General features: G+C 57.3%; 19 protein-coding genes and 3 pseudogenes. 9 read left to right on the top strand and 13 right to left on the bottom strand.

The genetic code is table 11. The annotated features are described in order from the left end of the window. Nucleotides 1–195 precede the first annotated feature (195 nt). The 3 genes and pseudogenes from K6I40_RS03160 to K6I40_RS03150 all read left to right on the top strand — a co-directional run bounded on the left by K6I40_RS03160 (nt 196) and on the right by K6I40_RS03150 (nt 2,675). Nucleotides 196–452 (top strand): annotated as a pseudogene (locus tag K6I40_RS03160) (hypothetical protein). Nucleotides 453–516: 64 nt separating this feature from the next. Next, nucleotides 517–1,641 carry a DUF4350 domain-containing protein gene (locus K6I40_RS03155; protein ID WP_222912812.1) on the top strand — a complete coding sequence of 375 codons (1,125 nt, stop codon included), beginning with the start codon at nt 517–519 and terminating at the stop codon, nt 1,639–1,641. Continuing rightward, on the top strand, nt 1,638–2,675 hold the full coding sequence (locus tag K6I40_RS03150) for a MoxR family ATPase (RefSeq protein ID WP_222912811.1): 1,038 nt from the start codon (nt 1,638–1,640) through the stop codon (nt 2,673–2,675). Before K6I40_RS03155 ends, K6I40_RS03150 begins: the two co-directional genes overlap by 4 nt. Before the next feature lie 43 nt (nt 2,676–2,718). On the opposite strand, the gene K6I40_RS03145 is transcribed toward K6I40_RS03150, so the two are convergent. From K6I40_RS03145 to K6I40_RS03135, 4 genes are all read right to left on the bottom strand, one after another. After that, nucleotides 2,719–3,669, bottom strand: a complete 951-nt coding sequence (locus K6I40_RS03145) for a hypothetical protein (RefSeq protein WP_255681358.1) — start codon at nt 3,667–3,669, stop codon at nt 2,719–2,721. Further along, nucleotides 3,662–4,219, bottom strand: coding sequence for a hypothetical protein (locus K6I40_RS03140; RefSeq protein ID WP_222912810.1), 558 nt, complete (start codon nt 4,217–4,219; stop codon nt 3,662–3,664). Before K6I40_RS03140 ends, K6I40_RS03145 begins: the two co-directional genes overlap by 8 nt. Next, a complete protein-coding gene (locus K6I40_RS27775) occupies nt 4,216–4,419 on the bottom strand; it encodes a hypothetical protein (RefSeq protein WP_255681357.1) in 204 nt (67 codons plus the stop codon). Before K6I40_RS27775 ends, K6I40_RS03140 begins: the two co-directional genes overlap by 4 nt. Before the next feature lie 215 nt (nt 4,420–4,634). After that, nucleotides 4,635–5,738, bottom strand: coding sequence for a DUF58 domain-containing protein (locus K6I40_RS03135; protein ID WP_255681356.1), 1,104 nt, complete (start codon nt 5,736–5,738; stop codon nt 4,635–4,637). Nucleotides 5,739–6,046: 308 nt separating this feature from the next. Between K6I40_RS03135 and K6I40_RS03130 the strand changes: the two genes are divergently transcribed. Next, nucleotides 6,047–8,146 (top strand): hypothetical protein, encoded by a 2,100-nt coding sequence (locus K6I40_RS03130; protein WP_255681355.1) that lies wholly within the window; start codon nt 6,047–6,049, stop codon nt 8,144–8,146. A 62-nt stretch (nt 8,147–8,208) separates the two neighbouring features. On the opposite strand, the gene K6I40_RS03125 is transcribed toward K6I40_RS03130, so the two are convergent. From K6I40_RS03125 to K6I40_RS03110, 4 genes are all read right to left on the bottom strand, one after another. Beyond that, on the bottom strand, nt 8,209–8,778 hold the full coding sequence (locus tag K6I40_RS03125) for a metal-dependent hydrolase (protein WP_222912809.1): 570 nt from the start codon (nt 8,776–8,778) through the stop codon (nt 8,209–8,211). Between the two features lie 82 nt (nt 8,779–8,860). Then, complete coding sequence (locus K6I40_RS03120; RefSeq protein WP_222912808.1) at nt 8,861–10,087, bottom strand: ABC transporter permease; 1,227 nt, start codon at nt 10,085–10,087, stop codon at nt 8,861–8,863. Between the two features lies 1 nt (nt 10,088). Beyond that, the gene (locus K6I40_RS03115) at nt 10,089–11,237 is read right to left on the bottom strand and encodes an ABC transporter permease (RefSeq protein WP_255681354.1); all 1,149 of its coding nucleotides are present in this window, start codon (nt 11,235–11,237) and stop codon (nt 10,089–10,091) included. A 182-nt stretch (nt 11,238–11,419) separates the two neighbouring features. Next, entirely contained in the window at nt 11,420–12,202 is a 783-nt protein-coding gene (locus K6I40_RS03110; RefSeq protein WP_222912806.1) for an ABC transporter ATP-binding protein, read from the bottom strand. A 536-nt stretch (nt 12,203–12,738) separates the two neighbouring features. Here K6I40_RS03110 and K6I40_RS03105 point away from each other — a divergent pair. The 3 genes from K6I40_RS03105 to K6I40_RS03095 all read left to right on the top strand — a co-directional run bounded on the left by K6I40_RS03105 (nt 12,739) and on the right by K6I40_RS03095 (nt 17,043). Next, nucleotides 12,739–13,878, top strand: coding sequence for a winged helix-turn-helix transcriptional regulator (locus K6I40_RS03105; protein WP_222912805.1), 1,140 nt, complete (start codon nt 12,739–12,741; stop codon nt 13,876–13,878). A gap of 134 nt (nt 13,879–14,012) precedes the next feature. Continuing rightward, nucleotides 14,013–15,125 carry a DUF1616 domain-containing protein gene (locus tag K6I40_RS03100; protein ID WP_222912804.1) on the top strand — a complete coding sequence of 371 codons (1,113 nt, stop codon included), beginning with the start codon at nt 14,013–14,015 and terminating at the stop codon, nt 15,123–15,125. 649 nt (nt 15,126–15,774) lie between these two features. Continuing rightward, a complete protein-coding gene (locus K6I40_RS03095; protein WP_222912803.1) occupies nt 15,775–17,043 on the top strand; it encodes a glycosyltransferase in 1,269 nt (422 codons plus the stop codon). Nucleotides 17,044–17,366: 323 nt separating this feature from the next. On the opposite strand, the gene K6I40_RS03090 is transcribed toward K6I40_RS03095, so the two are convergent. Further along, nucleotides 17,367–17,531: an HVO_A0556 family zinc finger protein gene (locus tag K6I40_RS03090; protein ID WP_222912802.1), complete on the bottom strand. Its 165-nt coding sequence runs from the start codon at nt 17,529–17,531 to the stop codon at nt 17,367–17,369. A gap of 1,064 nt (nt 17,532–18,595) precedes the next feature. Next, on the bottom strand, nt 18,596–19,528 hold the full coding sequence (locus K6I40_RS03085) for an NAD-dependent epimerase/dehydratase family protein (RefSeq protein ID WP_222912801.1): 933 nt from the start codon (nt 19,526–19,528) through the stop codon (nt 18,596–18,598). A gap of 243 nt (nt 19,529–19,771) precedes the next feature. Between K6I40_RS03085 and K6I40_RS03080 the strand changes: the two are divergent. Next, nucleotides 19,772–21,034: pseudogene (locus K6I40_RS03080) on the top strand (transposase). A gap of 47 nt (nt 21,035–21,081) precedes the next feature. Here K6I40_RS03080 and K6I40_RS03075 read toward each other — a convergent pair. Next, on the bottom strand, nt 21,082–21,480 hold the full coding sequence (locus tag K6I40_RS03075; RefSeq protein ID WP_345779358.1) for a hypothetical protein: 399 nt from the start codon (nt 21,478–21,480) through the stop codon (nt 21,082–21,084). A gap of 318 nt (nt 21,481–21,798) precedes the next feature. Here K6I40_RS03075 and K6I40_RS03070 point away from each other — a divergent pair, with 318 nt between their 5' ends. Continuing rightward, entirely contained in the window at nt 21,799–22,440 is a 642-nt protein-coding gene (locus K6I40_RS03070; protein WP_255681353.1) for a hypothetical protein, read from the top strand. A 1,064-nt stretch (nt 22,441–23,504) separates the two neighbouring features. Here K6I40_RS03070 and K6I40_RS27770 read toward each other — a convergent pair. Then, nucleotides 23,505–23,701: pseudogene (locus K6I40_RS27770) on the bottom strand (RNA-guided endonuclease TnpB family protein); the annotation flags it as partial. A gap of 40 nt (nt 23,702–23,741) precedes the next feature. After that, the gene (locus tag K6I40_RS03065; RefSeq protein WP_255681352.1) at nt 23,742–25,286 is read right to left on the bottom strand and encodes an SDR family oxidoreductase; all 1,545 of its coding nucleotides are present in this window, start codon (nt 25,284–25,286) and stop codon (nt 23,742–23,744) included. Nucleotides 25,287–25,994 lie beyond the last annotated feature (708 nt).

Raw genomic sequence — 25,994 nt, 5'->3', positions numbered from 1 at the left:
GTCACAGTTATCGTTCGGGTCTCGAGTAGTTAGTATTACGCGAGATAGTGAAATATCGGACTGAGGCTTCGATCAGATCGAAGACAGAAACACAGCCTGTGAGTTCGAGGGACAGTCCCACTGCTCGCATTGACAGTGCGCTACGTTTAGGTATCTCTGTACTACTCGTTCGAATGGATGCCAACTCAGCGTCGAATGCAGTTCGTTCGTGGGAACATCGCGTGGATGGTTGCAACGGTGCTCGCGCTCGCACTGTTGAACGCACTCTCCTACGAGTTGTTCTTCGTCCTCTCGCTGATTGGATTTTAGTCATCATAGAACTCACTGCGCCGTTCAACGTCACGCCAACGTGGCGCCGTCGGTTGCGGTGGCTCATTCTACTCGGCCTCGTCGGCTTCGTGATGGTCGTCGTCCGGCGGATTCTCGAGATCCTGCCACCGGAGGTAATCTAAATATGAGATACAGTGTGCACCGATATCGGGAACTGCCGTCTGCTCAAGCCGTGAAGGAGGTCCAATGAGCTGGCATACCGGCTTGCTCAGCGATGGTAGCAGGATCGATTGGCCACGGGCTCTGTTGCTTGCGCTTACCCTTACCGTACTCGTCGCACTAGGGGCCACCGCGGCGACATCGTCGACTTCATTCGGTCTATACAATCACGCATGGGACGGCTCGTCTGACTTCCATCAGGACAGTGCAGATAATCCCGCTGTCGAGAGCCATCTCGTGCGTGATACTGCCCAGTACCAGGAACTGCCAGCTAACGAGACAGTGGCATTTGTGACTACACCGGACGAACGCTACGAGGATGAGGATGCCCAACGCATCCGAGAGTTCGTTGCGGACGGCGGTACCCTAGTCGTCCTCGAGAACTTCGGTGAGCCCGGGAACGCCTTGCTTGCCGATGTCGGTGCTGAAGCACAGGCTGATAGACAACTTCTCCGAGACGAACGCCATCACTTCCGCGGACCGACAATGCCGGTCGCAACGGGCGTCGAGAATCACACGTTCACAACCGGCGTTGAGCAGCTGACGCTCAACCATGCGACTGCTATTGATGCGGGTAACGCAACAGTACTAGTATCGACTAGTGACTTCGCGTATCTCGGCCCTGAGGAAGATGGGTTGGACGAACAGGATGACTTGCAATCGTATCCGGTCGCCACAGTTGAGAACATCAGTGAGGGACAAGTCGTTGTTGTTGGTGATCCGAGTATCACGATAAACGCGATGTACAATGAACCGGATAACAGTGCGTTCGTGCGCGGATTGTACACCGACGCCGATCACGTCATCTTCGATCGGTCACACGGGACCAAGCTGCCCCCCTTGGCTGCCGCGATGCTAGTTATTCAGGATTCCCCGCTGTTACAGTTGCTCGTTGGTACCGTCGGAATCGGGCTCGTTGCGATCCTGTCGCAAGCGCGTGTTCGATCCATACTCAAGGGTGCGCGATCGAAGTTCCCAACACGTCTCCAGTCCTCTGGGAGTCGTGATCGGAGACGGAAGCGGCCCGAACTCTCCAACGACGAGCGGGCCGAATTTCTTCGCAGTCGCCATCCTGAGTGGGATGAAGAACAGATCGACCGAGTGATAAAAGCGCTTAACCATCCACGTTCGGAAGGAGAAACCGACGAATGAGTGGGAACATCGATTCGGTCGACGGGACGAGTGGCGATCCCGAAGCAATCTATGAATTACTTCGTTCGGAGATTGACCGTGTCCTGATCGGCAACGATGAGGCAGTCGAGTATCTAGCGATTTCGCTGTTGACCCGTGGCCACCTCCTGCTTGAGGGGGTTCCAGGCATCGCCAAGACGACGCTTGCGAACCTCTTCGCACGGACAACCGGTCTCGAATACAACCGGATTCAGATGACCCCCGACACGCTCCCGGCCGACATCACGGGAACACATATCTTCCGACAGAACGCGGGGACGTTCGAACTTCAGCGTGGTCCCGTCTTTGCTAACTTGGTAGTTGCCGACGAGCTCAACCGCGCGACGCCGAAGACCCAGAGTGCTCTGCTCGAGGCAATGGAGGAACGACGTGTGACTATCGAAGGTGAGACGCTCTCGTTGCCTGACCCATTTATGGTCGTTGCAACGCAGAACCCAATCGAGTCCGAGGGTGTATTCCAGTTGCCGGAAGCCCAACGGGACCGCTTTCAGTTCAAGCTGACACTAGATCTGCCGGATCGACCGGACGAGAGGAAATTGCTCGACCGGTTCGACAACAATCCCGAACTCGACCCCGACGATGTCGATCAGGTCATCGAGCCACAGGCTCTCGTCAACGCACGACAAACCGTTGAAGAAATCCATATTGCCCCGCCTGTCAAGGAGTATACGTTGGATCTAGTGATTGCGACGAGAGACCATGCAGACGTTTCCCACGGTGCCTCACCGCGTGCGACGTTGGCATTTCTCAGCGGATCGAAAGCACGAGCCGCAATTCATGGTCGTGACTACGTTATTCCGGATGATGTGAAGGCAATTGCCGAACCAGTATTGCGCCACCGGCTCGTGTTAAGCACTGATGCAGACCTGAGCAACGTCGATCCAGCAGATGTCATCTCAGACATCGTTGATGCGGCTGATCCGCCGAGTGCAGACACAAGCGGTGTCTCTAACGCCACCGAAGCAAGCGACGGTGGTAACACTACACTCCAGTAATCCTCACCTGAGACGAAATCCATACGCTGCCTGCACCCGGACCTTACTCGGTTCTTTCCCTGATTCCGTCGTCGGTCGTTTTCTCTTCACTCTCGTCGTCGATTCCACTATTATCGGACCAGCGACACGTGATGAGCCAGTCAGACCGCTCATCTCCCGATGTAACCTCGAGCTTGATTGGCTGTTCGAGGCCAGTAGCGAAGCCAACCGCAAGGAACGAGGCAACTGGGTGATCGAACCGGTCAATATCACCGAACGCGCTGTCGTCAACAGCGACGGTGACGCGCCCCGTCTTCGTGTCGACGTCCGAATCCGCTCCTCCTGCAAGTTCGAACTGTGTGACGAGTCCGTCTACGAGCTGGGCTGCGAGCGGTTCCGGTGCGGTGGCAATTTCGTCAGTAAGGGTACGTTCGAACTCTTCGAACAGCGTCCTCCCGGTGGGATCGAGGGCGAGCCCACGGTGATCGGGATCAGTCACGATCGGTCCCTCCAGTGTCTCGGGGAACTCATCGGTCGGCCGCTGGGGAACATAGAGACGGACCCCTGCAGCATCACCGGTTGGCAGATAAGCGCGCTCATCGCTCAATCCGAGTTCGTCAGCGATCACGGCCTCATTGATCGCCATCGCAGCATAAATTCGCTCGCCGACGGTCGCGGCAACGAACGTGCCGGGGGTCAGGTAGTACGTGAGTACCCCACCGAACAGCCCCACTGCGGCGAGTGCAAAAAGCACCTCCCGACTGTCGGGGAAGAGGACCGCACCGAGACAAGCGAAAACTCCGATGGATGCTAGCCCCACTGCTGTCCGACGATACTGTGCTTGATGCGTGCGGGCATACTCGGCTCGTAATCGCCGGTTCTCCTGTTCTAAGAGCTCCGTTCGTGCTGTCTGTTCGAGGTGATCTGTCTCCCCTTCCGCAGCGTGATCACCGGTCGGGGGACTAGCATCTAAGTCGGAAATTTTCGTATCGAAGTCAACATCCTTCTTACTCATGGTTAGTGGTGTTTCCGTCAGTTGTCTCGTTCCCTGAATTGGTCGTCCGCTCGGTATCGTCCAGTAAGGGGTCTCGATCGCTGCCCGGGATTAGCCCGAGTTGAACGAGTTCGAGACGATGGTGCCCGTAAGCGATTATCGCAAGCACTGAAAGCAGGGTCACGGCGGCCAGCCAGATCGATTGTGAGCCGACGACGATCCACATGACCCCAGCGAGCGTAAGGGCGCTCGCGACGGCAACGAGCGCGACGTGACTCGAACTAGTGGTCCGATGGACGGGCGCGAGCACGACGCCCAGGAACGCGACTTCGACGACTACGAACGAGAGTGGATCGATTCCACCAGGAGTACACGCAACAAGCGCAACGTGACCGGCCGCTAGCGCGTATGGTGGTCCGAGTACGTATCCGAGTAGCGCAGTCGCGAGCCCTGCAAGCACGCCAAGCGGGCCAGCGACCACGCCGAAAGCGACGACGAGCGCGACGAACGCAGCGACGGTCGGCCAGTCATGGCCACTTGCAGATGGTACTGCGTCGATGCGGACACTCATAGTCCATCACCACCAGATCGTCCTGCTTCAAGCACTGTCGCCAGTCGGTCAGCTGGCCCGACCTCAAGTGCTCTTACATTATCCATCCGTGAAAGCTCCCGTCGGAACTCCTCGAATTCGATGTATCGGTCGTAGGCTTGCTCGACATCTGCGAGACCGCCCGGTTCGTAAAGCACTGAGGGAGCGAGTAAGACAGTCACTCTGTTCCCGTTCTGCTGAGCAAGTGTAACCGTCTCACGTAGTTCAGCCGGCCGCGAGTCATCAGTACAGATGACTGTCCAGATTCTTCCCTGGTTTTCCGTTACCCCGGTATGGACCGCACCATAGAGTGGGTCCTCGGCGATACGTTCCTGATATCTCTGCCGATCGTTGTAGAAGAGGCGTAGCGTCTGCGCGAACGTGTCATCTGTTCCCTCTAGATTGGTGAGTGACCGTTGTACATCCGTGGGCCGGTGTGCCGTCGAGCGAGTGTGGTACCGTTTCCACTTGAACCAACCGTGGTCGACGAACGGGCCTCCGAATGGGTCGACGGAGATACTGAATCTCTCGGTCCATTTGTCGAGTTCGAGTTGGCGCGGCCGGAGAATGGATCTGTTTGGTTTGCATTTGCCTCAATTGTCGGCGTGAGATCGAGTAAGTGACGCTTGACTGGCCCATAGTTGACGGACGGTGAGGCCACACTGAGGCGGTTAGTGATCCCATCGTCACCGACCGTCACCAGACCAAGTGGGTCGTTGAGTCGACGTGCGTTCCCCGCGATGACCAACGCTACCTCTCGGAGCGTATTTAGTTTCGTTATGGTCCCAGGACCGGTCGTGAGCGAGGCGCGGTGGTCGACGACGAGCAGTGTCCGCCGATCGGTTTCGGCTTCGTACTTACGGACGTACGGTGTCGCATGCCGTGCAGTTGCTTTCCAGTCAATTTCTTTCCCTTGGTCGCCCGGTACGTACTCACGGAGTTCCGCCAGTTCAATCCCCGAACCGGCCTGTCCGGCGTCATGGCTGCCGTACGAAGCAGCAACTTGGTTGCCACCCTCACCGACGTGAACCCGTTGGGTACTGGGTGGTTCGACCGTTACCATCGGTGCCGGACCTGCGGTGAGCGTCTCGCGGAAGAGTCCGTCTGTCGCCGTTACAGTCGCTCCCTCGAACGAGTGGTTACCGGCGACTGGCCAGGTGACCATTCGCATTCGGTCCGCCCGCTCGATAGTCGACTCGAGAGTGACGGTGAAGGGTTTGGTTGCCTCACTTGCGACCGGAAGCCCGGCGGTGATCTCGACCGTTAGCGCCGTGTCGGCTTCGCGCGTTGCACCGAGTGTAACCGGTATCACGTCTCCAGTGTGAACACTAGTCTGGGCCGTGGACTGAACGACGGACAACGACGCTACCGTTCGCTCGAGATCGCGGGCGAAGCGGTACTGATGGGTCAGAAACCACGTACCAACGAGAGCTGCACCAACAAGTGTAAGCGGACGCGCGAACACCATCGCGAGGATGGCGAGCACAACGGTGAGTGCCACAACTGTCCATCCCCGGCGCGTGGGCTGCATGTCTGGACAGACTTTCCGAGACCCTGTTGAAACTATTGGTTACTGGGCGAGAATCGATCAGATCTCCAGTGGTGCGATCGGGGTGAATCGTTGTGCAATATCGCTCGTGGTTGAATTTCGAAAGACAACGTCTCAATCGGACGCTTGAAAAACAGCTTAGAAAGGCGCTGAGAACGCCATACAGTGCCATAGTGACGAATGAACATGTAATTGTTACCCACTAGTGTTCTTTCGTTCGAGAGAATACCTTATTAATAAGGAACACAAATGGCGCTACTGTGAATAACGTCAGCGGCCATGCGGTCGTTCTCACCTTCCTTGTCCTCTTACTTGGGGCTACTGCCGGGGCCGGCCTGACAGGCGTGGCCGTCGCGAAAGACGGTGATGCCGTCCAGCGTGTTGCGGTCCAGCAAACTGATAGTGAAGAAGATCAAAACGAGACGTCCCCCCATCGGAACCCCGATAACTACTCCGAAAACGGGGATCTAGAGGGCGTCGAGGGGTGGCTGACTGACAGAATGAGTAGCCAACTCGGTGAGGGTGCGATCCAGTTGAGCGAGGGTGAGTACGAACTCGCGAAGGGGTACATCGACGAGGAGTACCAAAACCGACTAGAGCAGTACGTCGATGTCGCCGGGGAAACCGAAGGCAATAATCTTGCGGACGAGTTCGAGAACGCCAGCGAGAAACAATCACAATTGACAGACGCGGTTCAAGAGTACCGGGAAACGAAAGCGGAGTACGAAGCCGCTCGCGAAGCTGGTGACGAAGGGCGCGCACGTGAACTCGCTCGCGAACTCGAGACGCTTGCCAACGAAATCAACTCTCTGGGCGGCTCTGTTCGTGAGAGCTACGACTCGGTTGAGGCGGGGACAGGTGCTGATCTCTCGGAACCGAACGCAGCGATCGAGGGGGTTACCGAAGACATCCGGTCCGAACAGATGACGGTCCGCGAACAGGAGTTCGTCGAAACGGACCTGACAGTTACACCCGAACGCGAGACGATCTCGTTCGTCGAGCCGCTGGTTGCTACAGGAGAGCTACGGACGTCGGATGGCGATCCGATCGCCGATACGGAGATTCGACTGGATATCAACAACCACACGAAGCGAGTCTCAACGGATTCGAACGGGGTGTTCTCTCTCGAGTATCGACCAACTACTGAGTCGCTATCAGTTGAGGAACTCGAGGTTCGGTATGTTCCGAATACACAATCGACATACTTGGGTGACAGGACAAACGTCAGTGTCTCGATCGGGCAGACCGAACCGACGGTTTCCCTCAGTGAGGCCAGCAGTGAGGTCGCTTATGGGACAGAAGCGACTGTCGCCGGAGAAGTCGATGTCGACGGTGTTCCCGTTGATGACGTCCCCCTTGCGGTGATCCTTGATGGGCAGCGTATTGGCACGGTCACTGTAACGGACGGCGAGTTCAATGGGAGCGCCAACGTGCCTGCGTCGGTTCCCGACGGTGAAACTGAACTGCGCGTCCGATTCCCGTTCGAAGATCGGGCTCTCGCCCCGACGAGCGACGCGTCGGGTATAATGGTCCGCGAGACAGATAGTTCGCTCTCGGTTGCGGGGACGTCGGCAGGCGATGGGAGAGTCGTGCTCGATGGTACGCTAGCCACCGACGGCGGTGACGGGATTGGCGGCGAACCTGTTCAAATCCAGATCGATGGAACGACTGTTGGAAATACGACTACGATGGCGGACGGGACGTTCGAGGAGACAGTCACCATTCCGAATTCGGTCGGTGGCAACGACATGGGAGTCGTCGCTGTCTACGAGGGCCACGAATCCAATATCAAGTCAGCGACCGCTGAGACGATCGTTACTGTTGGTTCAGGGAGAACGGAATTAGGACTTCCTCGGTGGGATTGGCTCGCAGTTGGGTTCGGCCTCGTGATCGTTGGCGGCCTCGTCGGCTGGTGGTATCGCCAATCGGGGGGGACGAGCCCTGCTCCAAACGGTCCTGGCGCCGATCAGGACTCCCCCGCTACCGGCATTGAGTCGTCTGGGTCTGAGCAGTCAGTACACCAATTCGCTGTCGAACCGCTGCTCGAGCGAGCGAGTGACCAACTCTCACGCGGCCGGCCCGACGACGCGGCCCACTCGAGTTATGTGGCGGTTCGTCAGGCGCTGTCATCACAGATCGATGGCCGGGACGCGCTGACTCACTGGGAGTTCTATCGTACCTTCCAAAACGAGGACGAGACGAAGGCCACATTGCTCCGTGAGGTCACCGAAGGGTACGAATCTGCGGCCTTCGGTCAGGATCGGATTTCGACGACAGAAGCGACTGCCGTTCTCGAGCGAGCGCAGGCGTTGTGTGGTCTCGACGACCCGTCAACTGACAACAATCCAGCGGACGATTGAGATAGCACAGCTGCGCTCGTCGCAGTAGCAGTTAATCTGCGCGCTTCGGTGCGGGAAGTGTGTTACCGATCAGACGCTCCGTTCTTTCGGACGGCTCGCTCGAGGCCACGTCGAACGTAGTCAAGGCCAGGTCTCCCATCATGGTGCCAGGTGACGAGTGCAATAAGGACGAGTCCAAACTGGGCCCACTCGTACCACCCCATCGAGTACCGAAGGAAGCCAGCCAGAATGCCGTCGACCGTTTCGTATGCCGGTGGTTCGAGGACCGGCCAGAACAAGAAGGTCGTTGCTGAGAGATCTCGAACGACGATTGCAGACGGTGGAATGTCAGCCACTAGGTGTGATACATGCCCGATGGCAAATGCTATCCCAAGAGCAGGTCGCTCGAGACGGAGGGAAACCCTATAGACCACTGGGAGGAGCAGTGCGGCGACGAACACCGAATGAGTGAGTGTCCGGCCGCCGGGTAGGATCTCGAGTGACCACGCAAATGGTTTATCGATCAGATCGGGAAACTGCGATCCAATCGCTAGGACGACCACCGGAAGCACTCTTGGTGACCGACTGGTTCGGTGGTGGCAGTAGACCGTATAAACCAAGTATGCGACAGCGAGGTGTCCCCAGGGCCACATTGTCCCGAGATTTCAGGCGTATCCGCAAAGATGTGTCGTTCGTACACTGACTCGAGGTCGAGCTGAAGGCATTTAGTCTCTTCTAGGCGTAGAGGTTATCAACACGGGCATATCGAGCTGCCCGCCAGCCGGCGATGACGGCACCGAGTGTCCCGATGGCGACTGCGATTAGGAGGCCGGTTGCATAGATAATCGGCGGTGTTCGCAACAGGTTCTCGAAGCCAACGAATGAGGTGGCTATGTGGTTGAGTATAAATGCGAACAGCGGTGTTGAGAGGAGTCCGAGGATCCCACCAAGCACCCCGAGCGTGAATCCCTGGCCGCCGATAACGCCCGCGATCAGGCCGCGCGAGAGGCCGAGCGCCCGAAGGGCTGCGAGTTCGTCGCGCTGTTGGACGGCCACGAGAACGAGGGTATTCGTTGTCAACGCGATTCCGGCTACCAGCGCTAACACGACGAGCGTCGCCCCGCTAGCGAGTACCAGCAGATACTCGTTCAGCATCGACTCGAACTGTTCTTCGCTCGTCCGCACGTTGTACCCCGGATACGATTGTTGAATATCTTCACTTACGGTCTCTCGATCGGCACCATCTACCGTAGTAACGGTCACAAACGTTGCTCGATCAGTCCCGGTGGTACCGGCGAGTTCCTGTAACTCGCTGATCGGCATCGTCACCGTGGACGTACCGAGGAACTGCGAGTACTCTGACGAAATCCCGACGATCTCGAACTCACGTTCCGGAGCGCTCACCCGACTCGTTCCGACGTAGATCGTGTCCCCAACACCCACATCGAACAGTTCGGCTGTCTGCGGATCGATAACGATTTCCTGGCTCATCGGTCCGTCGTAACTGCCGTTAGCATAGTGGCTGTCGCCTCCCGAGAACCCGTCGCCATCAGCGGTATTGTCGCTCCCAGTACCGGGAACGCCGACCCCAGTTACGAGTTCGGTGTTGTCCGGTTTCGTCCCGACGTAAACAGAATGAAACGCCAGCGGTGACGCTGTCTCAACATCGTCGCGTTGGTTGAGGTCGGTAGCAAGTCGGTGGGAGTCCGTAATCGGATTCTCGAGGCTACCGGTTGCTGTCAATTCAACGGAGTCCCCCGAGATCCAAACGTCCTGTCCAGCCCGGTCGAATCGCTCCTCACCGGTCTGCATGACGCCCAGTCCGAGACTTGACAGGAGCGTAACGGCGAGGACGGCCAGTGCGATCGCGAGAACAACGAGTACGGTCCGTCCGCGTTCGTGGCATATCTGACTGACCGCGAGCCGTGCAACAGCGCGTCCTTTCGTGAGTAATCGGCTCATGTTATCGACTCAGTTCGGAGACAACATTTGTTCGCGCGACGAGATAGAGCGGGTACGGAAGCGCGAGGATACCTGCGACCAATGCGACCGCAATCGCGTAGGGGACAACCACTGGACGGAGCGTTGCGATCGGTTCCGGTGCGACAGTTGCCGTAGCCGCGTAGTTCGTGATCGAAACGCCGAGAATGCCGAGGACGACGCCAGCAACCGCACCGACAAGCGTCAGGCTAAGCGTCGTGATCGCGACGATGGCTAGTCGCGACCGGACCGAGAAGCCGACAGCCGCGAGTACAGCGATCGTTTGCCGATCCTGATCGATCGTCAGTGCTGAGGAGGTTGCGACGAACAGCGAGCAGATCACGACTGTGACGACCAGTGCAACAAGACTCGTCGCGAGCGCGAAATCGTCGCTTCGGATCGATGTGAATTCACTCTCTCCGCCGGATTGAATCGTCGCGTTCGGATACGCGTTCTCGGCGGCCGATTCAGCAGCGCTCATCGACGTGTCTGACTCGGCATTCACGAGCACTTGATCGGCGAGATCATCGTCGTTGGCACCCGTAATAGACTGCAGTTCGCTCAAATGGAGCACGACGAGTGGGAGTTCGCCTGTCAGGCCATCGATTTCCGTGTCTTCGACGGCAGTCGCGGTATATTCTGGAGATTGATTATCATTTTCCAACTGGAGTGCTCCAGTGGGAGTCGGTCTCCTGATCTTGAGGTTGTCGCCAGCCGACGCGTTGATCCCATCCGCTGCAGCGTCCGTCAGTACAACCTCTCCCGTTCGTGGACCGTCATAGGAGCCGTTTGCGAAGTGGGGATCTCCTGGCTCGAGTGAGGATGTCGAAATATCCTCGATCGTCGTCGGTTCATCCGGCGGGACGACGCCCAGTGCGAGTACGGTTTCAGGTTCGTCACTTCCCTCGGATTGGACCTGGACGGCCTCCGTGAGTACGGGTGTCGCGTACGAAATGCCGTCACGGTCATCGACCGTCGCCGTCGTTTCGTGGACGTTGCCGAGTCGTGCACTTTCGACATCGACGACCGACGAGAGCGTGCCGCCTCCCTCGGGTAGCACACGGACATCGGCTTCGTCATCGGCCGTCGAATCTGTCGCGAGACCTGCCGAAATCCCTGTTACGAGGACCAACAGCGCAATCGTGAGCGCGACGAGAGAAACCGTTACTGCTGTCTGTCTCGGTATCCGTCGCAGTTGCGACACCAGCCGGCCGACAGCAACCCGGAGGAGCCCGATCCACCGCCGAAATCGCCGACCTCGAGGCAGCCATCGATCTCGATTCGGTGTCTCATCAGCCATAGATGAAGGAGCCGTTATCGTCTCTCATCGACCGTCACTACCCCATCAAGCAGTCGGAGGACGCGATCCGTTACCTCGATTGCGCGTTCGTCGTGGGTCGCCACGAGTACCGTCTGATCGTCCGCGATATCCACGAGGAGTTCAAGCACCTGTTCGCCAGTTTCCGTGTCGAGTTCGCCCGTCGGCTCGTCGGCGAGGACGATCTCGGGATCGGTCACTAGCGCCCGCGCAATCGCGACGCGCTGTTGTTCTCCGCCACTGAGTTCGCCCGGTCGGTGGGTCATACGATCGTCGAGACCAACCTGCTCGAGTAACTCGGTAGCCCGTTGCTGCCGTTCGCGTCGTGCTACCCCGCGTTCAACCAGTGGAAGGGCGACGTTATCTCGAGCTGACAGCGACGAGAGGAGGTGGAACTGTTGGAAGACGAGCCCAACATGATCGCGGCGCAGTCGCGTTCGCTGGGACGAAGAGAGTGTTGTGAGATCCGTATCGAGTACGTCGACGGTTCCCTTGCTCGGCTCGAGTAGTCCTCCAACGACGTGGAGTACCGTCGATTTACCGCTCCCGCTCGGACCAACGAGGCCGACAACCTCGCCGGCACGAATCTCGAATGAGACGTCTTCGAGCGCGGTTACCGTTCGCGATGAGACGGATCGAAGTCTGGAGGGATTGTCGCCGTACTCGTGAGTCACTCCCGAACAGTGGACAGTAACTGGTGGTGTGGCGACCGCTTGAGTGTGTTTATTGGTGGTCGCCAGTGTTCGGTCGTCTGTGCTCGGCGGTGGATCATGTGCCATACTACTGTCTTAGACAGGGACTCTCGGCGGCCGATCATTGTTTTGCCCCTCCTACTGCACCCTGAATACAATTACATGCCACTAGTAGGGAATGTAAAACAAGGTGCCGCCTCACCACGAATTGTCGTAAAACACACTGCAGCGAGTCGTTCCCTCGAACGAACGGCAATCTCGGTTTACATTGCTCTTTTGCAGTGCGTACTCACGTTTGTGTTGAGCACAGCCGAGATCGGTGCTCCATCGTGACATCAGAAATCGGACACATTAATCTCGGCTGATCTGGAAAGCTGGTACGAACGTGCCGCTTTCAATGCGGTGACGATTTGTCTGACGAAACTGCGGACGTCCTCGAAGCAGTACAATAGTTTGTGACGACGATGATGTTCACATGGACGATTGACGGTCCGTTCGAACGGCTCATTTCGGTTTGTTCTATTCTCTGATATAGAGGTTGCTGAATGGTGATAGTTATCATATCTCTGGAAAAGCTACAAGTCAGCAGATGGTGAAGTAATATCTCACGAGACGGAAGGTGTATGAGTGATATACAAGCAACTACTACAAAACGGGGTACCGATCACAAATCGACCGTTCCGCGAGCAGTCGTTCATAAGCGGATCCTCGAAATCGCAGAATCACGCCCGGAGGAATCGATGGCAGCGATCGCTGACCGTGTCACCGGTGCGACGACGTCACTCGTTGAGCAGGTACTCGATGAGTACGGAGATCCAGGGACTATCGAAGCAGACGAGGCAACGGTTGAGGATGCGGAACCGACTGCAGCCGACGACGAGACGGCAGCGGATGCAGTTGATGATTCACTGTTCGACGAGTCAGCTATGAGTCACCACACTACCGGTACCGACGAGTCGATAGTCGCCCCGGCCGATATCACCGAGACACAACTGGAGACGCTCCGCGAGATCCGCGACCATCCGCACGCGACACAGGCTGTCCTCGCCGAGTCGCTTGGCGTGAGCAGCGCGACGATCAGCCAGCGGGTCAACGGGATTGCCGGGTTCGACTGGGCCGACCGGCAGACGTTCGTCAAGCAGTTCTTCAACCGAGCGGAAACGGATCTCGAGGAGACACAGACGGACGGTGAGGTAGATGCGGACAATGATCAGTCTAACGAGCCTAACGGCGGAGATAGCGATGCCGTGACCTGCGACGATAGTGCGGTCGACGCAAACGTGGAGGCCAGCACAACTGCTGACTGCGCGGCTACGGACACACCCGAGACGAGTACGGAGCGCCCAGACACCGCGCTCGGAGACGGTGGCAACGCCCAGCCCGACGCCACCGGGGACATCGATGACAATCTCGAGACAGCGGACGCAACGCCAAGTGTGGACCGCTCCGTAACCCCGACTCCGCGAGCAGACGGCGCATCGAGCACTGCCGACTGCAAAGAGATGGATGCGACTCCCAAGGAACAGACGGGTCAGATGGCAAGTGCCACCGACATGCAGTCGACTCCGCAGGCGCAATCAGATGCAGAGCTTACCGCACTCACTGCACGGATCGATTCACTTGAGCAGCAACTCGCGAGTGACCATGCCGTCGATCCGGAGCTCGCTCACAAGGTGATCCGTGTTTGCTTTCAGTCCGAACAGATTTCAGAGGCCGAGGAAATCCAAATCATGGAAGGAATTCTCGCGGCCGATAGCCCTTAATTTTGTATAATGAGGGGAGTTATCCTAGTACGAAAATTGATACCGGGAGCACTAATAACTCGAACTAGGGCTACGTTGTCGGATCAGGCGCCTATCGGATCGTTTTTATTACTGTCGTCGATACTAGTAGCTGAATGGTTGCGTTCCGTTCGTTGTGGCTCTTGCTGCCACGACCAGTGAGGAAACTGCCGGCCGATCTCGCTGCTATCGTCGTACTCGTCGTCGTGACAAACGTGTCCGCGCTGGCACCCATGATTCGAGAGACGCCGCTCCGGGTACCGCTCGGACTCGCATTCGTCCTCTTCGTTCCAGGCTATGCGTTTATCGCGGCACTGTTTCCTGAGGCTGCCGACTCGCCCGCATCGACTGCCGGCTCACCAGCCGACAGCGATATGATGGCCGATGACTCGGATACGGACGGCTGGTACGACTCGCTTGCAGCCCAGGACGGGATCGACGGCCTTGAGCGAGTCGCGCTCTCCTTTGGGCTGAGTATTGCCGTCGTTCCCCTAATCGGACTCGTATTGAACTTCACTCCTTGGGGAATTCGACTGGTACCGATCGCAGTGTCGGTGAGCGGCTTCACGCTCATTGCGACGGCCGTGGCAGCCAGCCGCCGACGGGAACTGCCCGTCGAAGATCGATTTCAGGTCCCCTACCGAACGTGGTACGCTGCCGGCCGCGCGGAGTTACTCGAGCCGGATACGCGTGCGGATGCCGCGTTGAACGTCCTGCTTGTAGCATCAGTCATACTCGCCGCCGGGAGTGTCTGGTACGCAGTGATGATCCCGCCTGACGGCGAGCAGTTCTCGGCGATCTATCTGTTGACCGAAGACGACGACGGCGAACTCGTCGCCGACGACTACCCGACCGAGTTCGTCCAAGGCGAGAGTCAGGAACTGATCGTCGGCATCGACAACCACGAACAGCAGACGACGGAGTACACGGTGGTGGTCCTCGAACAGGAGGTCGAGGTGGTTGCGAACGAGACGGCGAATAGCGACGGAGACAGTAACGCGACAGCCAACGAAACGATCGTTCGCGAGCAACGTGAACTCGATCGGTTCAGCACCACGATCGCACACAACGAGAGCGGGCTCCAGACGTACGATCTCGAGCCCACGATGACCGGCGAGAACCAGCGCATCGTCTGGTTGCTCTTCCCCGACAGTGATGTGCCGTCCGAGCCCTCGATGGAAGATACAGAGTACTCCGTTCATCTCTGGGTGACCGTCTCCGAGCCATGACTTGCTCCTCTTGTACTGGCGTCAGCCCACTGTTCACTATGTCGCTAACGTGTTCCCGATGTCGAACAGACGGTAATTCCAGCAGTGACGAGCCGCTACTCATACGATATTATATGACAGGCTGCTCATTTCAGGATCAGGAAAGTGCGACGGTTTAAGCTGTAATTTGCGTACATTCCATCAATGACTGCCCGGCCAATACACGGCAAGGGTACGTTGGTCACGATGATGAGCCAACGTAGAGATGTCACTTGCAGGAATTGTTGACAGTAGTACGGGCGGCATGTTGGGACGCATGTCTTTCTGTCTGCCGAAGCGCATGAGTGTTTCACGGCAGGCGCACATCGCTAAGACTGGGTCATATCAAGTGTGCCTCCGCTCTCAGTAGCGTCGTTCCACTCGGGGATACACTCAGAATCCCCCACTTATGTTCTCCCACATACATAATTAGATAATAAAATGAGTATTCATTCCCTTCTAGTAAAAGGTATTGTATTAGCCTAATACCGAACGCTTATGGAACTAGTTTCGGTAAGCTATCCTAGTCGACAACTCTGCGGTTCGGCGCAATGAGCGGCAGATGGTGTGACACCAGCAGACCTCGCCGTCTTGGGTCCGCAGTACGAGGGCGGCACCACGACTGACCATCATGAAGAGATCTGAAGGAAGAGACCAGACGTATCCGACGGAAGCCGAATCAACATCAGAATCACTCGAGGGCGGACTCGAGCAAGAAACCGACCACGAAACGACAAGCCACCATGAGGCTGATAACCTGCTTGTTGGGCCGGACAGCGAGCAGATGCCGACGCTGAGCATCGTGATGCCGACGCTCAACGAAGAGGCAGGCATTGCCGAATGTATCGAGCGGGCGAAGACGGCAATCGCTTCTCTCGGTCTGACTGCCGAGATTATCCTGAGTGATAGTTCGACCGATCGCACGCCTGAGATCGGGCAGGAGATGGGTGCGATTATCTACGAACCCGACCAACCAGGGTATGGCTACGCCTACCGATACGCATTCGATCGTGCCCGCGGAGACTATGTGGTCATGGGTGACGCCGACACGACCTACGATTTCGAACAGATCCCACGCCTACTGGCTCATCTCCGCGACGAGGACGCCGATATGGTGATGGGGAGTCGGCTCGAGGGCGAAATCAAACCCGGCGCAATGCCGTCGCTTCATCAGTATATCGGGAATCCGCTCCTGACGAAATTCCTGAACGCCTTCTACGGGGCCGGGGTCAGCGACGCCCACAGCGGCTTCCGGATCTTCACGAAGGAGGCCTATGAGACGATGGGCCTCGAGACGACCGGCATGGAGTTCGCCAGCGAGATGATCATGGAGGCCGGCGCGAAAGATCTCACGATCGTCGAAACCCCCATCATCTACCACGAGCGGGAGGGTGAGGAAACCCTCGAGAGCTTCAAAGATGGCTGGCGGCACGTACGGTTCATGCTCGTGAACGCGCCGGGCTACCTGTTTTCGGCACCGGGACTCCTATTATGTCTCGTCGGACTCGCCGTAATGGGCCTTGCGTATACCGGGATATCGGTCGGCAGTGTGAGCCTCGGGATCCACTCGATGATCGCCGGGAGTCTGCTGACCATTGTCGGTTATCAGATTGGCAGCCTCGGGGTCTTCGCCGCCGTAACGAGCGATCCGATCCAGAAACCCGAGGATCCGATCACGGAGCGCGTGACGGGATCGCTGTCTCTCGAGCACGGCGCGACGGCCGGACTCGCAGTGTTCGGTCTCGGTGGTGCGTACGCGGGAATTCTGGTCTATCAGTGGATTCTGAACGGGTTCTCGACGCTCGAGTTCACGATGGGGTCGCTCGTCGCGTTTACGGCGATCATCATCGGACTCCAGACGGTGTTTTCGTCGTTCTTCCTAAGCGCAGTCAATCGGTAGTGGCTGCGGTGCGCGTTCGATTTTGCGACGATCACTCGCGGACAGGTTACCAGATGGGTGCGTCCGAAATCATAGTCAGTACTCAGTCGAAGCAAAGTCCAGATTCTGTCGCTTACGATTGAGGACTGAACCCTTCCGTTTGTCTGGACCGTCCACCAGCCGATAGCGCGCGATAGGACTCTCTATTCGATCCAAGACAACGGTCGTATTGTCGACCGACTCAGCCGCGCCTGTTTGCAGCAAGCACTGTTCAAAGAGGTGCGTTGCACAGATTCGGTGCGTACTGCGGCAAACATCGAGAACGCGATTGAGATGCGAGCCGCTTACCAGAGCTGTGCGCTAGGTGTGGCACATACATCGCAAATGACGGCATCATTCCCCTTGTAGATGTCTTGAACGAGTTTGCCCTTCTCGCAGAACGAACAGGTCCGTCCCTCTAGTGCGTCGATCACCGGATGAACGACGGTCTCGGATCTTTGTTGTTGCATTGTAATTATCCAATATTTACATTGGCTAATAAGTCCTAGGTAATACGATACCGAACACCTAGCATGGTATACTTTTTTATAATCAACACTGATGGTGGTAATCTATTCCCTGATCAACCGTACTATAATGATGTCTCGGTGAGAAACTTTCAAAAATTGAGATGATGGGCTGAGGGAGGTGGTTCCTCTAAACGTCTGGTGAATTAAATTGTGGAATATAGGTGTGATTCTGTCACGTTCGGCGATTAATTCGACATATATCTAGTAGAAAACATCCTCACCAATAAAAGCATGAATAATATCCAAAAACAATTAATAACTACAATTATGAACCTCATTCCATATACTTATTAATAGAGGAGGCAGAAATATTTCTAAAAGGGGAAATATGGGAGGGGAGAACCAAAGAGAACAGACGTTCTGTTCTCACTGTGAGGTGCAGCGAGTAGTAGTAAAAACAGTAGAATGGCAATCTGATATCTGTGAAGTGTGTGGGAACGATATATGATTTGAATGGATAAAATCCCATAACAGGCCGAAATTCGGTTACTGCGAGAAAGTAATTCGATGACGGGGATCGCACGAGAGTTCCAAATGTCGCCCGTCTGTGATTTAATCAAGGAGCAGTACGGCTGCCAGTTGGCCGACGAATCGGACCTATGGCTGTCGGTGGGATGGGGTCCGCTTCCAGACTCTGTGCCCATCAGTTGTCTCTGTGACTGGCTCAGCACCGACCAGCTCCAGTTCGCTACCACCGTCGGTTCGCCGTTCGCGGAACCTTCTCGACCGATCCCCATCACGAGCGGGCCCTAGACGTGCCATCCGCGATAAGCCGCGTATGCGGGTCTTGTTAGTCAACCAATCTTAGAAGGCGACCTCGAACGCGGTTGTCGTTTGGATCCAGCACTGGGGCGTTCGGTGGCGGCCGCTTCGCCAACTTGAGAGGTACCACGGGTGCGTGTATCACGACGCGCAACCTGCTGCGGCTGCCACAACCTGGCTCATACGCTTGCCGCTGTCGCCGGCCGCTGTTCCTGCTCCTGTCGCCGCCAGGCTTGTGCGACTCAGTCCGCCACGCCCTCTGCAAGCAGGTCACGTGTCGCTTTGCGGACCGCTGTATCGCTGGTGTACTGTGGCCCCCAGCCGAGCGCGTCGAGTTTCTCGATCGAGAGGCGCATCTTCGGTACGTCGCCGGTCCAGCCCCGGTCGCCGCCTGTATACTCGTAGTCGGGAGCGAGGTCTAACTCCTCACTGACGATATCGGCGATGCGGGTCACGGAGGTCGTCGTCCGCGTGCCGAGATTGTAGGTGGCGAGTGAGCCATCGGCACGCTCGAGGACGGTCAACATCGCATCGAGACAGTCCTCGATGTGCATATACGACTTCTCCTGACGACCGTTCCCGAGGATGGTCAGTCTGTCCGGGTTCTCGTGGAGTTTCTCGATAAAGTCAGGGATCACTGCCCCGTGCAGCCGTGAGCCGACGATGTTTGCAAAGCGGAACGTGCGGACGGTCAGGTCGTGGGAGTGCGCATATGTCGAACAGAGACCTTCATCAGCGAGCTTACTCGCACCATACACGCTGATCGGCTCGAGGGGCGCGTAATCTTCGGGGGTCGGCCGCGGCGCTTCCCCGTACACCGTCGACGTCGAGGTATAAGCGAGCTCCGAGACGCCGACGTCCTGCATGGTCTCGAGCACGTTGTAAGTCATCTGTGTGTTCGCTTCGAACTGCGCCCGCGGGCGGTCGCTGTTCACGGCTTTCGACGCTGCGAGGTGGAAGACACGATCGACGTCGCTCGTGAGGACTCCCTCGAGCGCATTGGGGTCGGTGAGATCGCGCTCGATAAGGGTTGCGTCGTCGGGGACCCACTCCTCGCGGCCGTTCGAGAGGTTGTCGATAACCGTGACGGTGGCCCCGTTTGCGAGCAATCGCTCGGTCAGGTGTGAGCCAATGAATCCTGCGCCGCCGGTGATGAGAACGTGTTGGTCGTGCATATGTGGTCACGAGAGTGGAGGACGGTAAACGATTCGACTTCATTGACCTCCGAAAAGTGTGCCTATGTTTGGCAGGATCGGCGTACTCGTTATGGGATGAACAGGCGCAAAACCGCGCCCTTTAGGGCGGGGATACGCGCCGTCACTGTATGACGCCAACCCCCGCTGACTACACGGCCGGATATTCCACGCCAACCGACACTATTAAGAAAACACTGTTCATAACCAGTTATGGAGCCAGAAATGAGTCGAACCATCCGAACCTTCGAGGCCACCATCACGAACCAGTGACAGGTTCGTGACGACCTCGACCAACTCGGGTGGGCCGCCTCAAAACTCTGGAACGTCGGTCGCTACTACGCACAAGAACAGTGGGACGAAACGGGCGAGATTCCCGATGACGGGGAACTCAAAGGCCACGAACGCTACACGGACTTACATTCTCAATCCAGTCAGCGCGTTCTCGAAGAACTCGCTGAAGCGTTCAACGGATGGTTCGGCAAGCGTCGGAACGGCGACGACCGTGCCCGACCGCCCGGCTACCGCAAAAACGGAGACTCCCACCCACGTTCTACCGTGTCGTTCAAAGCGGCTGGCTTCAAGCACGACGCACAGTTTACCCGTGTTCGTCTATCGAAAGGACGCAACCTCAAAGAACACCGTTCAGACTTCATCCTCTGTGAGTACCAGACTCGTCCCGATGTTGACCTGACCGAGTGGGACATTCAACAGGTTCGCACCGTCTATAAGCGCGACGAATGGCGGCTTCAATTCGTCTGTCGCACCACTATCGACCCGGAACCGCCGGGCAACGAAGTGGCTGGTGTTGACCTCGGGATTTGCAACTTCGCCGCTGTCTCGTTCGGCGGTGAATCCCTGTTGTACCCCGGTGGCGCACTCAAAGAGGACGAATACTACTTCACTAAGATGAAAGCCAAGTGCGACGATTCTTCGTCCCGCGAGACTATCCGCCTTGACCGGAAGCGGACGGGTCGTCGGACGCACTTCTTGCACGCACTCTCGAAAGCGATTGTCGAGGAGTGTGTCGAACGAGGTGTCGGGACGCTTGTCGTTGGCGACCTCGGCGGTATCCGAGAAGATGACGAGAACGGCGAACCTCGGAATTGGGGCGACCACGGCAACCTCGACTTACACGGCTGGGCGTTCGACCGCTTCACGACGCTTCTCAACTACAAGACGGAAGCGGAAGGCATCAACATGGAGTTGGTGTCGGAACGCGGTACGTCGAAGTCGTGTTCGGCGTGCGGCCACACAGACGACAATCAGCGCGTTGAACGCGGGTTGTACGTGTGTGAGAAATGCGATACAGTTGCGAACGCGGACGTGAACGGCGCGGAGAACATTCGGCAAAAGGTACTCCCGAGTCTCGCCACGGATGGCGGTGATAGGGATAACGGCTGGTTGGCACAGCCAGCGGTTCACCTGTTCGACCGTAGTGAGGGCTGTTTCGCCCCACGAGAACAGGCTTCTAACCGCGAACCATAATATCCCAACGCGGTCGGGAATCCTCGCCCTTCAGGGCGGGGAGGATGTCAACTCCATTCCTCGAGTGTCGTGAGCGCATACAGATCGACCACACTGAGAACGAGGATTGCGAGCGGCATGGCTACGTCGCCGAAGTCGACCGCCTCGAGGCGGAGTGCGGTGACAAGGAGCGGGTCGGTAACCGAGCCCGCAGCGAGGAGCATGCCGGAACTAAGAACCACGAGTGCAGCCCCGTACAGCGCTATCCAGCTGCAGCCACGCGCCCACTGGCGGCGATAGAAGTGGCCGGCGCCCGGCCAGCACGTGGCCAAGAGATACGCGAGCCACGGCTGTATCCGCGCACCGAGACGAACCATGCTCGTCGTGGTCCGTATCGAGAGGGAATCGTCGCCCGTCGGCTGTGATCCGGTATCCGTTCCGGTCTGTGTCGACCCTGACGTGGCCATGGCAATCGCGTCCACACTCAGGCCCTAAAACGTCAGTCAGACACATGCATGACGGTGGCGTGCCCCTCTGGGAGGCTCCCGGCTGTAATGATATCTAACCGACCAATTTCATCTCGGTTCACTCATTTCTGAAGTCGAAAGGTTCTCAATACGCTCGGTCCAGTTTTAGTGCGTTCACTGCTCCGTGCCCATATTCGAAACGACGCTCAGCGTCCTCCATGAATCGCCGTTTGCAATCGTTCCGCTCGCCATTATCGTCTGGTTCGTCGCGCCCCCCGAAGCGGCGTCCTTTCGTGGGTCGTGCGCTGGGTCTTCATATTGGGAGTGATTCCGCCATTCGGCCTCTTTCTCCTCGCCAGACTCCTCGGCAGCGGGCTCGTTCGTGACCTCGCGCGGGAGCTCCTCGACAGCGAGATTCGGCTCGCGGTCCGGATCCTCGCGGAGATCGACTCTCTGATTGCCGCGGTGCTTCAGACGTTCGTACAGTTCGTCGCAGGTCTCGTTCCGACCGACCTGCTCGGCAGTTTCACGTCGGCGCTGCCGTCGTGGAACCCGTTCGCGGCACTGTCAATCGCGGGAGCTCTCCTCGCGGTGTTCATCGTCTACTTCGTCACGGGTGTCGTCGTGATTCGACTCACGCAACGGGAAGATGGTTCGTCCGTCGCGGACAAGTGGTTGATCGTCACCGGAGTGGTGCTGTTCGTTTCCGGAATGGTGTGGACACTCTTGCAGTCCGACTCGCTGGGATTCGGTCGATTCGAACTGCAAATCGCCGTGCTGGCGTCCTCAATTGGGGTGACTTCCGGTGTCGCCGCGTCGAACCTCCCCGTCGACCTTCCGGCATGGCGGTGGGACAACACGAGGGACGATCCCGAGTCGGGGTCGGAGGCTGGTACCTCGCGACATATCGTTGGACTACATCGACTACGGGGAGCTATTCGGTCCCTTTTTCGGCGATAGTTCGACGCGCCGATTACTGGACCACGGTGCCACAGTCGCCTTCAGTGCGGTTTCTCTCGAGTATGTCTGTCAGGAGGGTCGGCATAACGCGGTCGTCCTCGCGGGTGGGTACGACGCAGATGTAGTCGCTTACAAACGAGCGGCCGAAGATGTGTCTCCCGATCGGTGAGGAAACCGTAACCGGCCGGATCTTCGTCGAATTCAAAGTGAATACATGGATCGACGAGGGCTCCAGCAGGACCGAGCGCTTCGTTGGTGACCTCGAGGGCATCTTGCCGACAGTGAGTTCGCCAAGTCGCGTCTCGCGATCAAAAAGACAGTCGACGAAGCGAGAAGTGTGCTATCATCGATGTAGGGTGAGGAAGTAGCGACCTATACAACCAGGCCATGCCCAAGCGATAGTTCTCGTTCTGTGTGGCGCAGAGTCTCACTGGTACGGCTCCTGTAGCCCTAGTCTCCGACTCCAGCGCCGTTGAGCATCTCGCTCTGAGACTGACAATTCGAACAGGCATGCAGAGTGCCCTGATTGTCCGTAAAGACGCGCTTGTAGTGGGCCGTAACATGAGAGTCGCAGTTATCACAGGTTGCCATATTCAGTTCGCTTCATCGTTCTCAACCCCCTCATATACCATTATTGTCTTCTCGTGTCGTACACGGATGGTCTGCAGATCGGTTCTCGTCCCTTCCACTGGCAGCCGTCCCGGCGGCTGGCGCCCCCGTTGCCTCCTCGGCGCCGGGGTCGTTTACTTTCTGTTTGCTGTCGCGTTGTACAATCTGTGGGTATTGACGAATCTGCTCGTAACGCCACGTCGGGCGTTTCTCGGACAAATACCGTACGGATATCGGTTGTCTCGGCGACTGACTCGGGCCATTAGCTCGAGTCAGTACGCCCCTCAGTACTGGCAAGACTGAGAGAACAACGGCTGACGGAAAGATTCGGCAGCTGTTACACTCTCTGGATAGTACTGAGCACGGTTTCACGAAGCCGGAGCTGAGACGAGACCTCAATCCCCGCGGCTTTCTTGATCGAATCAGCAACTACTGTTTAGCCGTGGTGAGAATGTCAAAAAGTGCGTCCCTTCGCGCTTGCATTTGTATTCAAGCATCCGCAGGAACATCCCCGCCGCCACCCCGCCCTGTTACGGGAGTTGCCCGGTAGTTTGACCAACCCCTTCGCATCCAAGTCCCCCACAGCCACGAGGTCGTAGTTGAGGGCGTAGTAGTTCGAGAGCTTGTGCAGGACGTTTTGCTCTCGTGAACGCTGTATTCGCTCCCTTCGGTCGCTCGTCGAGGAAGGGGCCTTAGCGCTGCAATTCCGGTAAGTACCAGTACGGGCGGATTATACTGATGAACAGGCGCAATACCCGGCCTTCAGGCCGTGAATACGCGCCGTAAGCTTGATTGTTCGACCGCACTATACTCCTCTTGTGCGCGGAGAACTGGCAGTTGACTCGGTGTTTGCCACGGTGCGAGCCGAAATCAAACAAGTGAGCCGACCGCGCCGACCGACACAAAACAAGACACCTCCGAGCCGTCAACGCGGTAGGAGTAACGGCTTCGTGGCAGAGCCAGCGCCGTCGGTCGCAAACCGTAGACTCCCAACCGTCAGGATTGACCTGCCCGGCCAACACCGGGTGGGAGGCCCGCGTCTTTAGGCGCGGGAGGATGTCACGTGGTGTCAGTCCGTAGTTCTTGAGATGCAGTCGCTTCGCTCCGGCTGTCAAAGGCGGGTAGATCGTGTTCCTCGAGCACCGCAGCCGTCTCCTCGAAGGAAGGGCGCTCTCGAGGGTTGTGTGGTTGTTGAATCGTGTCGCAGTGTAGTCCGGAAACATATCGCTCTCGAACGCCGCTTTCAACTCGAGACAGTGATCACGGACGGATCGCTCGGGTTCGAAGTCGAGCGTCGACTGGATTTTGTCGAACTCAACACGATAGCTTCGCTCATCAGTTAACTCCTCGCGATACTCGATGCTGGCATCGGGGAATACGTCCGAAACGATTGTTGCGAGTTCGTCAATCCGATAATTTTGTTCGTTCGAGCCGACGTTGAACACCTCGCCTGCGACGTCCTCGAGTGGTGCAGTGAGGCAGTCAATGTACGCCCGCGCGGCATCCTCAACATGAACATTCGGTCGGTACTGGTCACCGCCGAAGACGGGAATGGTGCCCTGCTCGTGAGCCTTTGCAGGAAGGATGTTGCCGACAAGATCAAATCGCATTCGCTGTGAGTAGCCGTACACGGTCGCCATACGGAGCATTGTCGGCGAGAACCGTTCGTCCGCGAACTCGCGAAGGATGCGTTCGGACTGGATTTTCATCTGCGCATACAGCGAGACCGGATTGAGGTCGTCGTCCTCGGCTAACCGTCCAGTCCCATTCTCGTGCTTTCCATAAACACTGCAAGATGAGGCGAACACGAACCGATTGAGCTGGTGGTACTTACAGATCGAGGCGAGCAACTGCGTTGAATGGAGATTGTACTCGAGCGTTTTTCGTGGATCGAGTTCAGTAGCCGGATCACCGACAATTTCACCGAGATGGACGACGGCGTCAACCCCCTCAATTGCCTCGAGCACCGTTTCGATCGAGCGGGCGTCGCCCTCGTAGAGCTCAAACCGCTCGTGATCGGTGAGATCTGCGATACCGGTGTCGCCATACATGAGTGGATCAAGGACGCGAACCATGAAGCCCTCCTCAAGCAGCAGCCGACAGAGCACCGAGCCGATATATCCAGCGCCGCCGACTATGAGCACCGTCTCGACGGTGGTTGACTCTGAGCTGGCTGCGACGGGAATCTTGGCGTCAGGTATGTCAGCCGTCGCGTCAACAGATAGGTCTTCACTCATTGGTTGTTCAGATACGTCATCGATAGCGGACAAAATCGGTGCCGTGGGTGGGGTGCCCTCCAACAGCTCGTCTCTGAGTTGGCCGCTTGTTGCGGTTCCGAGAAGCCGGCGTTGATCGTCGATAACGATGATTCCGCTTCCTTCAGATTGATCGACCTGAGCGATTGCATCACGGACTGACGTTCCCTCGGCTGTAATCACTGGCCATCTCATAGTTGTCAACTGAGTGCCGTCCGTCCGTCGGCCACCCGACGATGCATCGCGGCATAACCCGAACACCCCGATGAGTATCCTTTGTTATGGGTTGACTGGTATGAGAGTCAGGAAGCCGTTACTAGTTATGCGCCGAGTGCTTGCGTTCGCTCATCCAGTTCTCGTTCCGTGTAGTCGTCACATTAGCGGATGGGCAGCAGTTAATTTGCCCTGAAGTCTGGAACGGTGACGCCGAGTGGCGGATTTACCACCCACTCTAACGGGTTCGCTCGAGGAGGGTGGGGTAGTTGACGAGTTGCATGCTGAAGACAGAAAGCGGGTTCAGAACAGCGGTACGTCCCGGTTTCGGCATTAAAAGCGAATGAATCGCGATTGAACCGCAGACAACGGCAAAAAGGTTTATGGAGTTTTGTCAGAATTATCAACATATGCTCGGCTACTCTGATAACGGAGTCACTGATGAGATACTGGAGACGTTAAGTCACCCCATTCGGC

Source organism: Natrinema sp. SYSU A 869, assembly GCF_019879105.1.
Classification (GTDB): domain Archaea; phylum Halobacteriota; class Halobacteria; order Halobacteriales; family Natrialbaceae; genus Natrinema.
Note: the sequence above shows the minus strand (reverse complement) of the source record. Positions and strands in the feature narration are given on the sequence as shown.

Excerpts from the sequence above, each read along its gene's own strand:
- K6I40_RS03155 (WP_222912812.1), top strand. The coding sequence starts at position 517 with ATGAGCTGGCATACCGGCTTGCTCAGCGATGGTAGCAGGATCGATTGG.
- K6I40_RS03150 (WP_222912811.1), top strand. The coding sequence starts at position 1,638 with ATGAGTGGGAACATCGATTCGGTCGACGGGACGAGTGGCGATCCCGAA.
- K6I40_RS03145 (WP_255681358.1), bottom strand. The coding sequence starts at position 3,669 with ATGAGTAAGAAGGATGTTGACTTCGATACGAAAATTTCCGACTTAGAT.
- K6I40_RS03140 (WP_222912810.1), bottom strand. The coding sequence starts at position 4,219 with ATGAGTGTCCGCATCGACGCAGTACCATCTGCAAGTGGCCATGACTGG.
- K6I40_RS03125 (WP_222912809.1), bottom strand. The coding sequence starts at position 8,778 with ATGTGGCCCTGGGGACACCTCGCTGTCGCATACTTGGTTTATACGGTC.
- K6I40_RS03120 (WP_222912808.1), bottom strand. The coding sequence starts at position 10,087 with ATGAGCCGATTACTCACGAAAGGACGCGCTGTTGCACGGCTCGCGGTC.
- K6I40_RS03110 (WP_222912806.1), bottom strand. The coding sequence starts at position 12,202 with ATGGCACATGATCCACCGCCGAGCACAGACGACCGAACACTGGCGACC.
- K6I40_RS03105 (WP_222912805.1), top strand. The coding sequence starts at position 12,739 with ATGAGTGATATACAAGCAACTACTACAAAACGGGGTACCGATCACAAA.
- K6I40_RS03100 (WP_222912804.1), top strand. The coding sequence starts at position 14,013 with ATGGTTGCGTTCCGTTCGTTGTGGCTCTTGCTGCCACGACCAGTGAGG.
- K6I40_RS03095 (WP_222912803.1), top strand. The coding sequence starts at position 15,775 with ATGAAGAGATCTGAAGGAAGAGACCAGACGTATCCGACGGAAGCCGAA.
- K6I40_RS03090 (WP_222912802.1), bottom strand. The coding sequence starts at position 17,531 with ATGCAACAACAAAGATCCGAGACCGTCGTTCATCCGGTGATCGACGCA.
- K6I40_RS03085 (WP_222912801.1), bottom strand. The coding sequence starts at position 19,528 with ATGCACGACCAACACGTTCTCATCACCGGCGGCGCAGGATTCATTGGC.
- K6I40_RS03075 (WP_345779358.1), bottom strand. The coding sequence starts at position 21,480 with ATGGCCACGTCAGGGTCGACACAGACCGGAACGGATACCGGATCACAG.
- K6I40_RS03065 (WP_255681352.1), bottom strand. The coding sequence starts at position 25,286 with ATGAGTGAAGACCTATCTGTTGACGCGACGGCTGACATACCTGACGCC.